General features: G+C 58.1%; 18 protein-coding genes and 1 pseudogene. 1 reads left to right on the top strand and 18 read right to left on the bottom strand.

Annotation, left to right across the window (positions count from 1 at the left end; all coding sequences use genetic code 11):
- The 13 genes from ftsH to ruvC form a co-directional block, all read right to left on the bottom strand.
- Window positions 1-1,916, bottom strand: a 1,916-nt coding sequence (gene ftsH / locus ACEQWH_RS08735) for an ATP-dependent zinc metalloprotease FtsH (RefSeq protein WP_370229842.1), incomplete at its 3' end; no start/stop codon positions are given.
- A gap of 79 nt (window positions 1,917-1,995) precedes the next feature.
- A complete protein-coding gene (gene tilS / locus ACEQWH_RS08730; protein WP_370229839.1) occupies window positions 1,996-3,240 on the bottom strand; it encodes a tRNA lysidine(34) synthetase TilS in 1,245 nt (414 codons plus the stop codon).
- Window positions 3,240-4,064, bottom strand: a complete 825-nt coding sequence (gene ybgF, locus ACEQWH_RS08725) for a tol-pal system protein YbgF (RefSeq protein ID WP_370229838.1) — start codon at window positions 4,062-4,064, stop codon at window positions 3,240-3,242. Before ybgF ends, tilS begins: the two co-directional genes overlap by 1 nt.
- A gap of 16 nt (window positions 4,065-4,080) precedes the next feature.
- Window positions 4,081-4,587, bottom strand: coding sequence for a peptidoglycan-associated lipoprotein Pal (pal, locus tag ACEQWH_RS08720; protein ID WP_370229836.1), 507 nt, complete (start codon window positions 4,585-4,587; stop codon window positions 4,081-4,083).
- Window positions 4,588-4,667: 80 nt separating this feature from the next.
- Window positions 4,668-5,999 carry a Tol-Pal system beta propeller repeat protein TolB gene (gene tolB / locus ACEQWH_RS08715; protein ID WP_370229834.1) on the bottom strand — a complete coding sequence of 444 codons (1,332 nt, stop codon included), beginning with the start codon at window positions 5,997-5,999 and terminating at the stop codon, window positions 4,668-4,670.
- Window positions 5,996-7,105: an energy transducer TonB gene (locus ACEQWH_RS08710; protein ID WP_370229832.1), complete on the bottom strand. Its 1,110-nt coding sequence runs from the start codon at window positions 7,103-7,105 to the stop codon at window positions 5,996-5,998. The genes tolB and ACEQWH_RS08710 overlap by 4 nt, the downstream gene beginning before the upstream one ends.
- Window positions 7,089-7,571 (bottom strand): protein TolR, encoded by a 483-nt coding sequence (gene tolR, locus ACEQWH_RS08705; protein ID WP_370229829.1) that lies wholly within the window; start codon window positions 7,569-7,571, stop codon window positions 7,089-7,091. Before tolR ends, ACEQWH_RS08710 begins: the two co-directional genes overlap by 17 nt.
- A 3-nt stretch (window positions 7,572-7,574) precedes the next feature.
- Window positions 7,575-8,249 carry a protein TolQ gene (gene tolQ, locus ACEQWH_RS08700; RefSeq protein WP_370229827.1) on the bottom strand — a complete coding sequence of 225 codons (675 nt, stop codon included), beginning with the start codon at window positions 8,247-8,249 and terminating at the stop codon, window positions 7,575-7,577.
- Window positions 8,250-8,359: 110 nt separating this feature from the next.
- Window positions 8,360-8,749: a tol-pal system-associated acyl-CoA thioesterase gene (gene ybgC, locus ACEQWH_RS08695; protein WP_370229824.1), complete on the bottom strand. Its 390-nt coding sequence runs from the start codon at window positions 8,747-8,749 to the stop codon at window positions 8,360-8,362.
- 61 nt (window positions 8,750-8,810) lie between these two features.
- Complete coding sequence (locus ACEQWH_RS08690; protein WP_370229822.1) at window positions 8,811-9,464, bottom strand: hypothetical protein; 654 nt, start codon at window positions 9,462-9,464, stop codon at window positions 8,811-8,813.
- Between the two features lie 15 nt (window positions 9,465-9,479).
- Complete coding sequence (gene ruvB, locus ACEQWH_RS08685; protein WP_370229819.1) at window positions 9,480-10,505, bottom strand: Holliday junction branch migration DNA helicase RuvB; 1,026 nt, start codon at window positions 10,503-10,505, stop codon at window positions 9,480-9,482.
- Between the two features lie 3 nt (window positions 10,506-10,508).
- Window positions 10,509-11,189, bottom strand: coding sequence for a Holliday junction branch migration protein RuvA (gene ruvA, locus ACEQWH_RS08680; protein ID WP_370229816.1), 681 nt, complete (start codon window positions 11,187-11,189; stop codon window positions 10,509-10,511).
- A complete protein-coding gene (gene ruvC / locus ACEQWH_RS08675) occupies window positions 11,186-11,695 on the bottom strand; it encodes a crossover junction endodeoxyribonuclease RuvC (RefSeq protein WP_370229813.1) in 510 nt (169 codons plus the stop codon). The genes ruvA and ruvC overlap by 4 nt, the downstream gene beginning before the upstream one ends.
- A gap of 289 nt (window positions 11,696-11,984) precedes the next feature.
- On the opposite strand from ruvC, the gene ACEQWH_RS08670 reads away from it, so the two are divergent.
- Window positions 11,985-12,182 carry a DUF1127 domain-containing protein gene (locus ACEQWH_RS08670; RefSeq protein ID WP_370229810.1) on the top strand — a complete coding sequence of 66 codons (198 nt, stop codon included), beginning with the start codon at window positions 11,985-11,987 and terminating at the stop codon, window positions 12,180-12,182.
- Between the two features lie 104 nt (window positions 12,183-12,286).
- On the opposite strand, the gene ACEQWH_RS08665 is transcribed toward ACEQWH_RS08670, so the two are convergent.
- From ACEQWH_RS08665 to ACEQWH_RS08645, 5 genes and pseudogenes are all read right to left on the bottom strand, one after another.
- Window positions 12,287-12,634: a hypothetical protein gene (locus tag ACEQWH_RS08665; protein WP_370229807.1), complete on the bottom strand. Its 348-nt coding sequence runs from the start codon at window positions 12,632-12,634 to the stop codon at window positions 12,287-12,289.
- A gap of 81 nt (window positions 12,635-12,715) precedes the next feature.
- A complete protein-coding gene (locus tag ACEQWH_RS08660; protein WP_370229805.1) occupies window positions 12,716-13,588 on the bottom strand; it encodes a 50S ribosomal protein L11 methyltransferase in 873 nt (290 codons plus the stop codon).
- Window positions 13,589-13,640: 52 nt separating this feature from the next.
- Entirely contained in the window at window positions 13,641-14,990 is a 1,350-nt protein-coding gene (locus ACEQWH_RS08655; RefSeq protein WP_370229802.1) for an MATE family efflux transporter, read from the bottom strand.
- Between the two features lie 2 nt (window positions 14,991-14,992).
- Window positions 14,993-16,225, bottom strand: a complete 1,233-nt coding sequence (locus ACEQWH_RS08650; RefSeq protein ID WP_370229800.1) for an MFS transporter — start codon at window positions 16,223-16,225, stop codon at window positions 14,993-14,995.
- 81 nt (window positions 16,226-16,306) lie between these two features.
- Window positions 16,307-16,553, bottom strand: a pseudogene (locus ACEQWH_RS08645) (primosomal protein N'); the annotation flags it as partial.

Below are 16,553 nucleotides of genomic sequence, written 5' to 3'. Positions count from 1 at the left end.
TACGCCGTTGGCTCTGGCTCCATCCCGCCATCGGGTTTGTTCCGTGGCTTGGTTTTCGGAATGGCGGTGACCGAAGGTTTGTCTTCGGCAGAGGGCGCCGAGCCTTCGTCATCGTCAGATGCCTGCGGAGGTTCACCGTTCATGACGCGTTTGATTTCGTCGCCGGTCAGGGTTTCGTATTCCAGCAAGCCTTGTGCCAGACGTTCCCATTCGTCCTTGTATTCCGTCAGAATATCCACGGCGCGTTCATAGCCGCCCTGAATAAAGGCACGAACTTCGTCTTCGATCAGCTCTTTGGTGTTGGCCGACACAGAGAAGCCGCCGGTGTTGCCGGAATAGCCTTCGTGGGCCTCGGCGTAGTCGATGTTACCGACCTTGTCAGACATCCCCCAGCGCAGCACCATGGCGCGCGCCAGCTGGCTGGCCTGCATGATGTCACCGGCTGGGCCATTGGACACATTGTCTTCGCCATACTTGAGGATTTCCGCAGCTTTACCCGCCATGGTCATCGCAAGCTTTTGCTTACATTCCTCTTTGTGATAGTTCAGCCGGTCCATTTCTGGCAGCGACACAACCATCCCCAACGCACCACCGCGCGGAATGATTGTGGCCTTATAGACGGGGTCACATTCAGGCAGTTTCAGCCCCACAACGGCGTGGCCCGCTTCGTGATAGGCGGTCTTTTCCTTTTGGTCCTGCGTCAGAACCATCGAGCGGCGTTCCGCCCCCATCATCACCTTATCTTTGGCGGATTCAAAATCCTCCATCGTGACGAAACGGCGGCCGACGCGTGCGGCCATCAGGGCCGCCTCGTTGACCAGGTTCGCAAGGTCCGCACCAGAAAAGCCCGGTGTACCGCGTGCGATAATCCGCAGATCGACGTCTGGGCCCAGAGGGGTCTTGCGCGCGTGCACGCCAAGGATCTTTTCACGGCCTTTGATGTCAGGATTGCCCACAGTCACGTTACGGTCAAAACGGCCCGGACGCAGCAGCGCTGGGTCCAGCACGTCTTTACGGTTGGTTGCGGCCAGAATGATCACGCCTTCGTTGGCTTCAAAACCGTCCATCTCGACCAGCAATTGGTTGAGCGTCTGTTCACGCTCGTCATTGCCGCCGCCATAGCCCGCGCCACGATGGCGCCCCACGGCGTCGATTTCGTCGATGAACACGATACATGGAGCGTTCTTTTTGGCCTGCTCGAACATGTCGCGCACACGGGACGCGCCGACGCCAACAAACATTTCAACAAAGTCAGAGCCAGAGATAGTGAAGAAAGGCACACCCGCTTCTCCGGCAATCGCACGCGCCAGCAGGGTTTTACCGGTGCCCGGAGGGCCCACCAGCAGAGCACCCTTAGGGATCTTGCCGCCCAGACGCGAGAATTTCTGCGGGTTGCGCAGGAACTCGACGATTTCTTCCAGCTCTTCCTTGGCTTCGTCGATGCCCGCAACGTCGTCAAACGTCACACGGCCATGTTTCTCGGTCAGCATCTTGGCTTTGGATTTGCCAAAGCCCATCGCGCCGCCTTTGCCACCGCCCTGCATGCGGTTCATGAAATAGATCCACACGCCGATCAGCAAAAGGAAGGGCAACAGGCTTAGGATGAACGCCTGAAAACCAGACTGCTCTTGCGCTTCGGCTTTGACTGGAACGTTTTTCTCCAGCAAAAGTTCGGTCACACGGGCATCTTCAGGGGCGATGGTCACATAATCCGTGCCGTCCGCGGTGCGGTAAACAACTTGTTCGCCATCCAGAGTTACACTGGTCACAGTGCCCTCTTCGACAGACGCGACAAAGTCGGAATAGCCGATCTCGCGGCTTTGCAGAGTGCTACTGTTGCCGCTCAGCAGATTGAAAAGCGCCAGGATCAGCAGAAAGAGCACAACCCAGAATGCGATGTTACGTGCGTTGCCCAAGGCAATTCTCCTAAAATTCGGTTGGTGCTGTGTCTATCACAGCTACCATGGGTGATAAATAGACATCCAGCCGCAAGGTTCAATGCGAATAGGCCGATCCTGTCATAAACTTGTGAAAATCTTGCTCACGCAGGCTCAAAGACCATCCATCGCCATAATTCGCCAGCGGCGCGGCCATCAGAACGTCGTCTTTCCACACCGCCGGGGACGCCATCAGCGATTGCCGAGGCACGCCAGAGGCACGCCAGTCGTCCAGCCCAGCCAGGCTCGGCTCGCCCAAAGCGGCCACTTTCAATCCGACGCGCCAAGGGCCGCTCAGGCTCCAGCGGTCCCAATTGGGGGCGAACTCGACCAGCGCACGCACCGCGTTGAATTCGCGCAGCACACGGATGGATTTCGCGCTGACCTGAATAAGGCATCCATTGCAGGAAAAATTGCGCCCCTCAGAAATGGCCTGATCCAGTTCAGCCAACGCCCCACGGCGCAGAGGATAAGGCGTGGGCGCAATCCAGCTTAGGGCATCATTCATCAAACGGCGGCGCAGCTCATAAGGTGCGTCTTGAAAAAGCGCGCGATCCAGAACCAGATCGCCCTGCTTTTGCGTCACCACCTGGGTCGCGAAGTCGGCCGTACGGTCGCGCATCACCGCGCGCACCTGAGTCATGTTTTCGGCAACAGAAGCAAGTTTGTCCGATGTGATCCCAATATCGCTTAAAACGTCCAGCGCGCGTCGAACGCGGACGCGGTCGAAATCATCGTTTTCGTTTGACGGGTCTTCGCACCACTCAACTCCACGTCGTTTTAGAAAGTCGCGCAGGGTGGTGCGCTCGATGTCCAGCATCGGGCGCAAAAAGGTTACGTCGTGGCGCGTAAACGTGTCCGCCATACGCGCCAAACCGTCCACGCCACTTTCACGCCCCAACCGCATGACAAAAGTTTCCGCAACATCATCCTGCGTGTGCCCGATACACACCGCAGCCAATTTGCGCCGCTCGGCCCATTCCGCGATCAGACGATACCGCCCTTCGCGCGCAGCACCTTGCAGGTTGCCTTCGCCACCCCAGCCTGTCCACCGCGCTGTGGCATGGGGTATCCCCAGTTCAACACAGATTTTTCGCGTATAATCCGCCTCTGCGGCGGCCTCGGCGCGCAGGCCGTGATCGACCGTCATCGCCTCAACCGCTTGCCCGCGTGCCTCGGCGATCTCGTGCAGCGCCAGCAAAAGCGCCAGAGAATCCCCGCCTCCGGACACAGCCACCCCAAGGGTGCCCTGCGCGGGCACGCGCTCGGCGATGGAAGTCAAAAGTGCCTTGCCGTCAAGCATCAGCTACATTGCAGATTTTGCATTTCAGTCTGTGCCTCGATCTCGAAGCTGTCGCCCGGATGGCGCACACCGACCTCATTCAGAGTGACACAGGCTTCGCGGGTCTGGCCGAGTTTGCCAAGCGCTGCCCCCAGTCGAAACAGAGCCTCTGGCGCTGTGTAGTTAGTTGGATATCCGGAATAGCTCTCCAGATAGGCCCGCGCGGCATCGGCGGTTGCGCCCGATCCCTCAAGCGCCTCTCCTTGGCGCAAAAAGGCTTCGGCAGACAAGGGGCTGCCAGGATAGGTCTCGTTAAATGCGCGGAACTGATCGGCAGCGGACAGGTAATCCTGCGCATCCAAAGCGTCATAGGCGCGCTGGAAATCGGCCTCTTCGCCAACTGCCAATTCGGTCGGAATGCCATCGCCGGATCCGGTGTCTTCCAGGGCGTCAATTGTCCCCGCAACATCACCGCCCAAAGTGGTCGTCTCGCCCAGCTGGCTGACGTCGCCGCCTTCCAGTTCGACCAGACGGAACTCCAGATCGCCAATGCGGTTCGTGCCATCTTTGACGATACGTTCGATGCGGAACTCAAGCTGTTCTGTTTTGCCAGTCAGACGCTGCAGCTCCAGCTCAATCGCATCGATGCGCGACAGCACAGACACCTCGTTCTCTGAGCCGCGCGGCGCCAGAGTCGTGGACAGCTCGCGCTTCAGGCGCTGTACGTCGACATAAAGGATAGAGAGTTGCTGGCGGATGTCCGCCAAGGTTTCCTCTTGCTGGGCCGAGGCCGTGGCGGGCACCAGATTGCAAAGCACAAAAGCTGCGACAGCAATGAAACGCATGGCGAAGTTCCTTAACTTAGCTGGACAGACCGCCCGAAATCACCGTCACAGCGCGACGGTTCTGCAGATAGCAGGCCTCGGCCGAACAGATCTCGATTGGGCGTTCTTTACCAAAGCTTACCGTGCGCAGACGCACGCCAGCGACGCCTTTGGACAAGAGATACTCACGCACCGCATTGGCGCGGCGCGCGCCCAGAGCGAGGTTGTATTCACGTGTACCCTGCTCGTCTGCGTGGCCTTCGATGATCGCGACATAGTCGGAATTCACCGCAAGCCAGCCGGCCTGCGCATCCAGAATGGCGCGCCCTTCGTCAGTCAGAACTGCCTGATCGACAGGGAAAAGAACACGGTCGCCAATGGCTTGCTGGAAATAGCTTGGGCTGGTCGGGTCGCCGAACTGTCCGTCATCGACAGGACGGTTGTTGCCAAACAGGCCTCCTCCGCCCCCGAATTGTCCTGCGTCAGTACATGCGCCAAGCGCCAAACCCGCCATCAAAACGGCTGTCAGTTTCATGCTGCTCATCTCTTCCCTCGCTTTTTATCTCTCAGACCGGATCTAAGGATTTTGGCCAGCTTATCACAGTCAGGCCTTCCTGAATATCTTTACTGTTGCAGTGGCGACCAACTGGGGTCGGACCCGCCGCCCTGCGTGCGCACAGGCTTTAGGTTGCGGCCTGATACGTCGACGGAATAGAGCGACGCAGACCCGTTCGCCCCCTGCGTTTCACGCGTGAACATGATAACGCGCCCGTTCGGAGACCAGGTCGGCCCCTCGTCCAGGAAGCTTGCGGTCAAAAGGCGCTCTTCCGAGCCGTCGACACGCATGACGCCGATGTGGAACCGGCCTTTGTTCTGCTTTGTAAAGGCAATCAGATCGCCACGTGGGCTCCAGACCGGCGTGCCATAGCGCCCCTGACCAAAGCTGATGCGCTGCGCCTGCCCGCCTGAGGCTGACATGATATACAACTGCTGACTGCCGGAACGGTCGCTTTCAAAGACGATCCGCTTGCCGTCAGGGCTGAATGTGGGGGCGGTTTCGATCGACGGCGCATTGGTCAGACGCGAGCGGCTGCCGGAATTGATGTCCATCAGGTAGATATCTGTATTGCCGCCTTCGGTGATCGAAAACACCACGCTGCTGCCATCAGGTGAGAACCGCGGCGCAAAGCTCATTGTGCCGGGCTGATCCTCAAGCACGCGACGCGTTGCACTGCCGACATCCAGAATAAATACGCGCGGGAAGCCGGTTTCATAAGAGGTATAAAGCACGCGATCCCCATTCGGAGAGAACCGAGGCGCCAGAACGATCGCACTGCTATCCGTCAGGAACTGAAGGTTCGCGCCGTCGTAGTCCATGATCGCCAGTCGCTTCAGACGTTCGTTTTTGGGGCCCGTTTCGCTGACATAGACGACGCGGCTGTCAAAATAACCGCTTTCGCCAGTGATCCGGCTGTAGACCGCGTCGGCAACCTTATGCGCAATCCGGCGCCAGCCGTCGCGCGTGCCACGGAACCGCAGGCCATTGCCAAGTTCCTGACCGGAAAACACGTCATAGACGCGGAACTTAACAGACATTTCGCCTGTGTTGCTCATGCTGACGGCACCGGAAATCAGAGCCTGTGCGTTGATCGCTTTCCAATCAGAATACTGCACCGGAGACGAAAAATTCGTGATCGTGCTGATAAAGGCTGCCTCAGGGATTTCGCGAAACAGGCCAGTGCCGTTCAAATCTGCGGCCACAACGCGGGCGATATCGGCGGCAATTTCGCCCATACCAGCGGTCTCGGCGACAAATTCTGGCACCGCGAAAGGCAAGGGTTCGATCACCCCGTCGGTGATTTCGATCCGGAGAGGACCATCTTGGGCCTGCGCCAGGGTCGTCATGCCCGTGATCAGGGCGAAAGCGCACAGCAATGATTTAAGGAAAGTCTTCATCTACGTCTCATTTTCTCCGGATTGAACGTCATTTCTATATCACGCCAATGCTCATATTTCTCAATCGGCAGATTAAATCCACCACGCTGACAGCGCAAAACCGCCCGCCTTGCCGCTTCAAATGCTGCATTTTGGGCACGCTCATCGCCCCCGGTTGCAGAAAGCAGTCTTAACGTACCGCCTGCCACACGACCATCACGATCCAGTGACATTCCCAAAACCACCACCACATTCGCGGCCTGACTGCCAACATCGACATTCCAGCATTGCTGCACCGACACCCGCAGCGACTCTTTTTCGGCAAAGGACAAAGGCGGGCCACTGGGCCGCGCAGGTGTCTCGGCTTGCTCTTGCGCTTCGGCAAGGGCTGCGGCGACGCTGTCTTCGGTGGTTGCCTCAGGCGCTGGTTGCGTCGGCGTTGCGGGTGATGCCGCGCGCGGTCTGATCTTGGGGCGAAGCGAGGTCGTGGGCGCGGCCGCGACCTCTTGGGGTTCGGTCGGGATTTCCGTCGCGGCCTCTTCTTGCGCGGTGGCGTCTGGGGCGTCTTCGGTGGCTGCCGCATCTTCGCTGGGCGCGGTCGGAGCCTGATCGATCTCGTCGATTTGCAAGTCGGGATCAGGTGCCTCAACCGGAGTTGGCGCTACGCGGCGCACAGGGCGCGCGATCGGGCGCACGGCCTGTTCCGGCGCAGAACTTGGCGGCTCGATACTTGGCAATTCAGGCGGTGTTGGCGTTTCCACAATCAACGGTGGCGGCGGCGCGGGTGTTGCAATTTCAGGCACTGGGTCTGGCAAGGTCGGCGTCGGCTCTGGGACCGGCACGGTTTCGATCTCTCGATCCTGCGTTGGCGACAGGGCCGGAGACGTCTCGGTCACCTCAGGGGCAACGGGCGTTTCCACAACAGTTTCCGGCGCAGGCACGTTTTCCGGCGCAAACAGCGCGTCAAATTCCTGTAGGGAAATCATTTCAACGCCGGTGATCTCGAAGGGATCGGGGGCCGAACGGAACACACCGCCAAACAGCACCCAGCCGATCAACAGCATATGGGCGCTGCCAGACACATAGTGCCCCAAATGGAGCGTGAGTGCGTTAGCCGTTCTCGCCATCTTGTCCCGCGCCATCCAGGCCCGGGCCTCCGATGTCTGTCACCAAGCCGATGTCGCTGAAGCCTCCGGCGTTCAAAGCCCCCATGACCTGCACGACCACCTCATAGGGAATGGCCCCGTCTGCGCGCAGATAGACGCGATCAGAGTCGCGTTCTGCGGCAATGGCGCGAAGCTTGGGCACCAGATCCGCCATCGGCGTTTCACTGGTCTGGATCAGCACGGTGCCTTCGGCCGTCACCGTGATCGTCAAGGGTTCTTCTTGCTCGCCAGGCAAGGGATTTGCCGCCGTCTTTGGCAGCTCGATCGGCACGCCCACTGTCAACAAGGGGGCCGCGACCATAAAGATAATCAGCAAAACCAACATCACGTCGACAAATGGCGTGACGTTGATCTCGGCCATTGGCTGGCTGCGTGTCCGACGAGACCGTCGCCCCCTGCCCTGTTTCTTGATGACACCCGCGCCCATGGCTTAGCTGTCCAACTGACGGCTGAGGATTGTCGCGAACTCGTCAGCAAAGGCCTCATAGCCCGCGATGATGCGGTCACTGTCGGCCGAAAGCTTGTTATAGAAAATTACGGCCGGAATAGCGGCCAGCAGACCCAAGCCCGTTGCCAACAACGCCTCGGCGATGCCTGGCGCGACAACGGCCAGATTGGTATTCTGCTGCTCTGCAATTTCAATAAAGGCATTCATAATGCCCCAGACCGTGCCGAACAGACCAACAAACGGCGCGGTAGAGCCGATAGTCGCCAAGATCGGCAAGCCCTTTTGCAGCTCTTCGGCCTCTTTCGCGACGGCGACATCCATAGATCGGTCGATCCGACTGGTCGCATTGGCAATCAGCCCGCCATCCTGTCGGTGGCTGCGATGCCATTCCAACATCCCGGCCGCAAAAATCCGTGCCGAGCGACCCTCAGGATCCGGCCCCATATCCTCGTAAAGCGCATCCAGTGGCTCGCCGGACCAGAACGCCCGATCAAACTGCGCGGCTTCGCGACGGGCGACGCGGTACGACATCAACTTTTGGACGATCACGGACCAAGACCAGAACGAGGCGATGATCAAGACCACCATCACCAGTTTCACGGTCAGCGTGGCGCGCGCAAAAAGGCCCCACATAGAAAAATCAACGGCTGCTTCCATAGGTCTGCTCTTATAATGACGGCCTTAGTTGGCCCTATTTTGCGCAGAAACTACAAAATATGAACGGGGAAAGCCATGACTTCCGCCTCAAATCGGTAAAATTGCCGATATCAGTGCAGCACTAGGCGAAGATTTGCTGGCAATCGGGCTGCTTGCCCGTTTTCTCCGACGCAGACGATCGTGACCAAGGCCTGAAACAACAGATCTTTGTCCCGTTTGACGATCTGCTCCATGACCAAACGCGCGCCAGTAATTTGAATCGCGCGGGTTTCGACCACCAACTCATCGTCAAATTTGGCTGGCGCGAGATAGTCAGCTTCGACCTTGCGCACGGCAAAGACGATGCCTTCTTTGTCCTTCATCGCGTTTTGGTCGACGCCTTTCTGACGAACCCAGTCGCTGCGCGCGCGTTCGATGAATTTCAGGTAATTCGCATAGTAAACGATCCCCGCCATATCGGTGTCTTCGTAGTAGACGCGAATTGGAAATTCATGCTGCATGGCGGCTCCTCCTGCTTACAGGCGGTAGAAAAGCCACGCGGGCATTGCAAGAATTTTCTGGTTAATGGCGCTTTTCAATTGGCGCCTGAAGGCGCGCGAACATCCTAAGCGCATGGCTTTTGTCATCAGCACATGCCGGCATCATGCGGTCGTATGCCGCCGCGATCACACCTGCGATTTCAGGCCGCAGGACTGCCGCCTTCTGACCCGGGATCAAGGCCAAGGGCGAGGTTGTTGCAAAGGCCTGATCGCCCCACATAACCATCACCTGAACCGCTTGGCTTAGGGCCAGATCCTCGGCGGGCTGTTTGGCCGCTTCTCCGGCCACGCGAATAAAGACGAAGGCCGCCTGAATGGCCCCGGTGTCGTCAAAGCGAAAGGCTCGATAATGCGCGGCATTGGCCGCATTCAGACGGGCCACCAAAGGCGCAAGATCAGGGATCATACGGTCAAGGTCTGGCACATCCACAAGTTCCGACCAGTCGCGGAAAAAGAAGAACATCAGATTTGAGCCCAGCTCGGGATCGGTCTCGGCCATCTGGTGACCGGCCAAGGTGACCACCGCCTCAACAGCCCCTTTGACGGTTTGCAAGGTGGCATCGTCTACGCCAAAAACGATTGGCGCTATCGGGCGGCCCCAACGCGCAAAGGCATAAGAGCCATCCGCCCGCGTGAACAGCGCTTCAATCTCTTCGGGTGTCGCAAAAAGGCTCATCTTTAGCCTCCGGGGTTATTCAAACAGATCGTCCTGCGCGCGCGGCTTTGGTGGGGCCAGACCAAGATGGCTCCAGGCCTTTTGCGCCAGCATACGCCCGCGCGGCGTACGTTGAATAAGTCCCTGTTGCAAGAGGAAGGGCTCGATGACTTCTTCAATCGCATCGCGACTTTCACTTAAAGCCGCCGAGATGGTTTCGACCCCGACAGGGCCCCCTGCATAGTTTTCCGCAATAAAGCGCAGATAGCGCCGATCCGCGCCGTCCAGCCCCAGATTATCCACCCCAAGGCGGTTCAAGGCGCCATCGGCAAGCTTTTCTGTGATGCGCCCGTCGCCCTCGACCAACGCAAAATCGACGACACGGCGCAACAGCCGCCCGGCAATCCTGGGTGTGCCGCGGGCGCGGCGCGCAATTTCACGCGATCCCTTGTCGTCCGCGGGTGCTGCCAGCTTGCGGGCGTTTCTGGATACGATCTCGTTCAGCTCATCCTCAGTATAAAACTGAAGCCGCGTGGGAATGCCGAAACGGTCACGCAATGGCGTCGTCAAAAGCCCCAAGCGCGTGGTCGCGCCGACAAGCGTAAAGGGTTGCAACTCGATCCGCACGGTCCGCGCGGCAGGCCCCTCGCCGATCACAAGGTCCAACTCGAAGTCTTCCATCGCAGGATAAAGCACTTCTTCTACGGCGGGATTAAGACGATGGATTTCATCGATAAACAGAACATCGCGGGCTTCTAGGTTTGTCAGGATCGCCGCCAGATCACCCGCCTTGGCCAGAACCGGACCAGAGGTCATGCGGAAATTGACGCCCAACTCACGCGCCATGATCTGCGCCAGTGTGGTTTTGCCCAAACCCGGTGGGCCATGAAACAGCGTATGGTCCATCGCCTCACCGCGCCGACGGGCCGATTCAATAAAGATACGCAGATTGGCACGCGCTTCGGCCTGACCAATAAATTCATCCAGCCCCTGCGGGCGCAATGCCCGGTCTGCATCTTCGGGGCGCGCCTCTGGGCGAAGCGTGGGATCCGGTGCGTCCATAACCTAGCCCTTCGGTGCCAAAAGCTTCAGCGCGGCTTTGATCAACGCCGCCGTATCCGCATCTGGCATCTCGCCTGACACCTGCGCGACGGCCCCTGCCGCATCGCCCGGCGTATATCCCAGATTGCCCAAGGCCGACAGCGCCTCGGCCTGCGCAGCCACCGATCCACCAGAGACCGGCGCGGGTTTCTTTGGCGCAGCTGGTGCCGCTGGCGTTTCGATGACATCGCTGTCAGCAGGCGTTTCAGGGGCGGCAGACAGACTGCCTCCCAACGCCATGACTGCGGGTGCCTTGTCTTTCAATTCGTGCACCACACGCTGCGCGGTTTTCGGGCCGATGCCTTTTGCGGACTTGATGGCCGTCACATCACCCAAAGCAATTGCGCGCCCAACGCCCTCTGGGCCCAAAGTGCCAAGAATGGCGAGCGACGCCTTGGCCCCGATCCCTTGCACCGAAATCAACAAACGGTGCCATTCCTTTTCCAGCAGAGACGTGAACCCGAACAGCTGCAACACGTCCTCGCGCACCAGCAGTTCAGTATAAAGCGCGACAGCTTCGCCCGCAGGCGGCAGCTCGGCCATGGTGCGTTCAGAGCAATAGACGATATAGCCCACGCCGCGCACATCAATCAGCGCATGATCCAGCGCCTTATAGTCCACGCGTCCTGCAATCTTGCCGATCATACTGATGCCCGCCGCAAAGCTTGTTCCAACCCACGCGATGCCCCGGCGTAATGCGCATGACAGATAGCGATTGCCAAAGCGTCCGACGCGTCGGCCCCGGCGATCTGAACTCCGGGAAGCTGCAGCTTGACCATATGTTCCACCTGATGCTTTTCCGCATGTCCCACGCCAACCACTGTCTTTTTGACCTTGTTGGGGGCATATTCACCAATCTCTATACCCGCCTGAGCAGGCACCAACAATGCGATCCCGCGGGCCTGGCCCAGTTTCAGGGTCGCCACCGCGTCTTTGTTCACGAACGTCTGTTCAATCGCCGCATGGTCCGGCTGAAAACGATGCACAACATCGGTAAGCTGTTCATGCAGATCATGCAGGCGGCTGGCCAAATCATCGCTTCCTGAAGAGTGGCAGATGCCATTCGCAACGTGACTTAAGCGGCTTCCGACTGAGTCGATAATGCCCCATCCCATGTTGCGCAAACCGGGGTCGATTCCCAAAATTCGCATGATTTTTTCCTGCGCCTGCCCAGACCTGTCTCGGTCATTAAAAAAAAGTTAGCACAAAACAAGAACGTTCGCCAAGAGATTAACGACATCGCCCCGTCGTTTTCCGCCCAACAGGTGCGAAATCGGTCGCAAATATACAAAAGTATGCCGCAAACAAATCGCGGACTCCGACACATGCAGAAACTGCATATCAGCCATGAAAAAAAGGCATTTGAATGGGGTAAATAAAGGCCCTACATGCGGCTTACTGACGACCTAAAATTAACACCGACCAAAAAGGAAGTATGATATGGCCGCTTTTGACTACACCCCCGCGCAGTCCCTCAACGCTGGTTTTTCCGGCCGTATCGGGTTTGCAATCTCCTCGATCTTTGCATCCGTCGCACAATGGAACGCAACACGCACCACCCGCGTTCAGCTGTCCAAACTGACCGACCGTGAGCTGTCCGACATCGGCCTCTCCCGCGGCGACATCGCAGAGCTCTAAAGCAAACAACAGACCTTCGCAGTCGTTGTGAAGCCGTAGTTGATCATTCAACTGCGGCTTTTTCTTTGCGCTGATGTCGGCCCTTGGGCCCGAGCCGTCAGGCGTTACAGAATTTTCTGGATGTTTTCGGCCATCATCAGGGAGACAGCGTCGCCCTGCATGGTCCATGCGCCAATCTGGGTCACGATGGATGTGCTGCCAAACAGCTCTTGAATGCGGACCGCATAGATATCCGTACCCATGCCTGCGATCATCAACCCCTTGAGCGCAAAGAACCCGATCGCCAGCAGGAACAGACCCAGAAACGGCACCCGCCGCGCTCGGGACTTGGCCTGCACGATGACATAACCGTCCTGATCGATGAACGCCGGAGCGTTGGATTGCATGGCTTTAGAGCGCTTGCGGCGCAAGCGCTTGACCCGATATTCAAACTGTTGATGTTGTGCGTTCAAGACGAGTTACTCAGACAGTGCCCCTGCCGATGACACAGATCTGCCAGAGAATTGCGGCAGGATTAGGGCAATGGCCAAAAATTACGTGCGACGCGTCAGGGTCAAAGTGGTCCACTCGCCAATTTCTTCGCGGTGCATCACGTCAAAACCTGCAGCGTCATAGGCCGCGACCACATCGTCAGCCTGCTCGTTCAGAATGCCCGACAGGATCGCATGGCCGTTTGGCGCGATATTCTGACCCATGTCGGGGGCCAACATGACCAAAGGCGCCTTCAGAATATTGGCGAAAACCAGATCAAATGGCGCCTGCGCGGTCAAATCAGGATGCCCAAAGCCCGCGGCCTCTAGGCAGATCACACGCCCTTCCAGAGCATTCGCCTTTACATTGGCCTCGGCCACATCCACGGCGACCTGATCGATATCGCTGGCCAGAACGGTCTCGGGCCACACACGTGCCGCCGCCATCGCCAGCACCGCAGTCCCGCAGCCGATATCAGCCACATTGCGACCGTGAAACCCGCCTTCAATCAGCCGGTCCAGCGCCCGCAAACAGCCAAGCGTGGTCCCGTGGTGCCCTGTGCCAAAGGCCATAGCGGCCTCGATCAGAAGCGGCTCTGAGTCCTCGGGAACCTGATCGGCATCATGGCTGCCATAGACGAAAAAACGGCCAGCCTGAACCGGTGTCAGTTCACGTTTGACCTTGGCCACCCAATCCGTGTCTGGCAGTTCGCTGACAGCGAATTCCTTGGCCCCAAAGGCAACCGCCAACAGCGCAAGCCCGGCTTCGTCCGGGGCCTCTGTGAAATAGCCGCCGATCTCCCAGATGCCTGATCCATCCTCAATCTCAAACACACCGACACCGGTGGGTTCAGGGATCAGAGTCTCCATAGCGTCGCCAAGCTTCTCGGCGTTATCTTTTCCTGTCAGGGTCGTCAGAGCGGTGAAGGTTGGCATGTGGGGCCTCTTGGATTGGGATGGGTTCCTTTGACGGAATTCTGGCAGGGGATCAAGCGGGCTCTTTGGCGGCCAAGGCATCGTGCTCGCCCAAAGCGCGCACAAATCGCCATCCCCAAAGGGCCGAAACCACTCCTACGACAGAGCCTACCATCGCCTGAGCATAGACCGCTCCGGTCGCCCCTGTCAGGCTGGCCATCCACCACGCAACAGGCAGCATCAGTACCCCATCGCGCAACCACGTCATCAGAGTGGCGCGGATTGGCTTGCCCAGCGAGTTGAAGGCCGCGACAGACACAAACAACCCCCCAAGCAGGATAAAGCTGGCCGAGCCCACATACCCGAAGGCGCGGTAAACTTCGGCCCCTTCAGAGGACAGATCAAACGCAGCGATGATCGCGCCAGCACTTAAGGACAGCGCCGCCCAGACAATGATCGTGTAGCCCAAACAAAACACCAGCGCGTCACGATAGGTCGACCGCACCCTGTCCCAAAGCCCTGCGCCATAGTTCTGACCAAAGATGCCACCCACCGCGCCGGACAGCGAGAAGATCGATCCAAACGCCACAACGCTCACGCGGTTCACAACCGCCCAACCCGCGACGGCGCTGTCCCCAAAGGGCGCGATGACCGACGTCAGGATGTAATAGCCAAAAGGGGTCGCCATCTGGGTCAACAGCGCAGGCCCTGCCACCGCAAAGAACGGCAGCACACAGCGACGCACCGAGGCCAGCGCAGGGGGCGCAAGCAGATCATGTTTGCCGATCAGAAACCGCATGGCCTGCACGGCAAGGGTAAAACGGAACAGAACAATACCGATCGCCGCACCATCCAAGCCCAGCAGATAGATCAACGGAGGATCCACAAACAGCAACAGAATGCCGCCACTTACCGTGACATACATGGCGCGCCGCCCGTCGCCTTCGGCGCGCAGAATGGCCGACCCAGACAGGCCAATTGCCATGATCGCAAGGGAGGGAATGGTAAACAACAGATAGCGCGCGGCCAGCTCGAGAGTTTCCCCCTGCGCCCCAACCATTTCCAACAGAGGATAGCGAAACAGCACAATCAGCGTCGCAACCCCAACCTGAAATATGACCGTAAGGATCATCGCCGAGGTCGCCTCTTCGCGGGCGCGGTCCATGTCGCCACGACCGATCTGTCTGGACACAATCGCCGTGGTCGCGATCATCATGCCAACGCCGCTAGAGACCGAAAAGAATTGCACCGCAAAGGCAAATCCAATGGCAGCCACAAGCTGTTCGTTGCCGAAATAGGCAATCCAGAACAGGTTCACGAGATCCACAAGAAACACAAAGGTAATGCCGACCCCGCCCAAAAGGGTCATGCGCATTACGTGCCCAAGTGTTGACCCATCCAGAAACTTGCCGCGCTCTACCATCGCTATTCCGCCGGTGCCGGCATCGGGCGGATCAGGCGCGTCTCATAGCCTTTTACAGGATGGCGCGGGATCAAGAGGGCCAGACAGAAGGATATCGCTGCACCGCTGGCCGCCATGAAAAACACGATGGCCGGGGAAAACAGCCACATCAGACCCAGCAGAACCGGCAGGAACACCGCCGCAATGTGGTTGATGGTAAAGGCCACCGCCGCGGTTGGTGCAATATCTTCGGGATCCGCAATTTTTTGGAAGTACGTCTTCATCGCAAGCGCCATCGAGAACAATAGATGGTCAAGGACGTAGAGCACCATCGCCAGCAAAACACCCCACCCAAAGAAATAGATGCCGCCATAGGCCAAGAACACCAGAACAAGCCCCAAGTACTCGACAAGCAACGTCTTTTGTTCCCCGAAGCGGGCAACGATCAGGCCGATAAGGGGCGCGCAAACCATATTGGCAATCAGGTTAATCAAATACAATCCGGTCAAGTGATGCACGTCAAAACCGAACTTTTCGACCATCATAAAGCCTGCGAACACAATGAAAATCTGTCGCCGCGCGCCGGCCATAAAGGTCAGCGCATAGTACAACCAATAGCGTTTTTTCAGCACAATCTTCTTGGTCTGCTGCGTCTCGGACTCGTATTGCGGATAGGCCAGCAAAGCAAACAGCGCGATAGCAACCGTCAAAGACCCAGAAACCATAAAGACGAAATTGTAACTCAGGCCCAGCGTCTCCCAAGTCATGACGATCAGGACATAAATCACCAACGTGCTGGCGGCGCCAACAGCGGTCAGCCAGCCCAGCGCCTGTGGTGCCTTGTCTTTCTTCAGCCATTGCAACTGCAGCGACTGATTGACGGTTTCGTAATAGTGAAATCCGACAGAACTGAGGAATGTGATCATCAAGATCCCGCCCAGCGATGGGAACCACGCCGTCACCGCCGAGGCCGCCCCCAAGAGCACAAGCGACACCATGCCCAAGACCTGCTCTCGGATGAAGATGATCACAAAAATCACCAGAAACGAAAGAAACCCGGGAATTTCACGGATGGTATGCAACAGTCCGATGTCCGAGCCATCGAAATCAGCCACTTCGATCACAAAGTTATTCAACAGCGCTGACCACGTTGAAAACGCCAAAGGCATGGCGATCGCCATCAGGACCAACAGACTAAAGGGACGTTGCCACTGCGGTCGCGCAGACGCCGCACTCAAAGGGGTTTTGTCAAACATACCCCGCGCTTACGCCTGTTTTAGACGAATGGCGAGCGAAATTCGCGCGGCATGGATGTGCAGCTTTGAACAGAGGGGACTTTAATAGAAACTCTGCGGGTCAATATCGACAGATAGCCGCAAATCCCCTTTGATTTTGACCTGCGAGACCCATCTGGCCAGTGCCTGTTGAATCGGGGCTGATTTCTCTGCCTTTACCAACAAGCGTACCCGATGCCGCCCGCGTACCCGCGCGATGGGCGCCGGAGCCGGGCCAAACACCTGCGCACCGATTTGGCGCAACGGCGCATCATTGCGCGCCAAGGCATTGCCAACGTCAAAGACCTGC

This window comes from Cognatishimia sp., from assembly GCF_964229375.1.
Lineage (GTDB): Bacteria > Pseudomonadota > Alphaproteobacteria > Rhodobacterales > Rhodobacteraceae > Cognatishimia.
The sequence above is the reverse complement of the archived record's forward strand: the minus strand, read 5'-3'. Positions and strand labels throughout refer to the sequence as shown.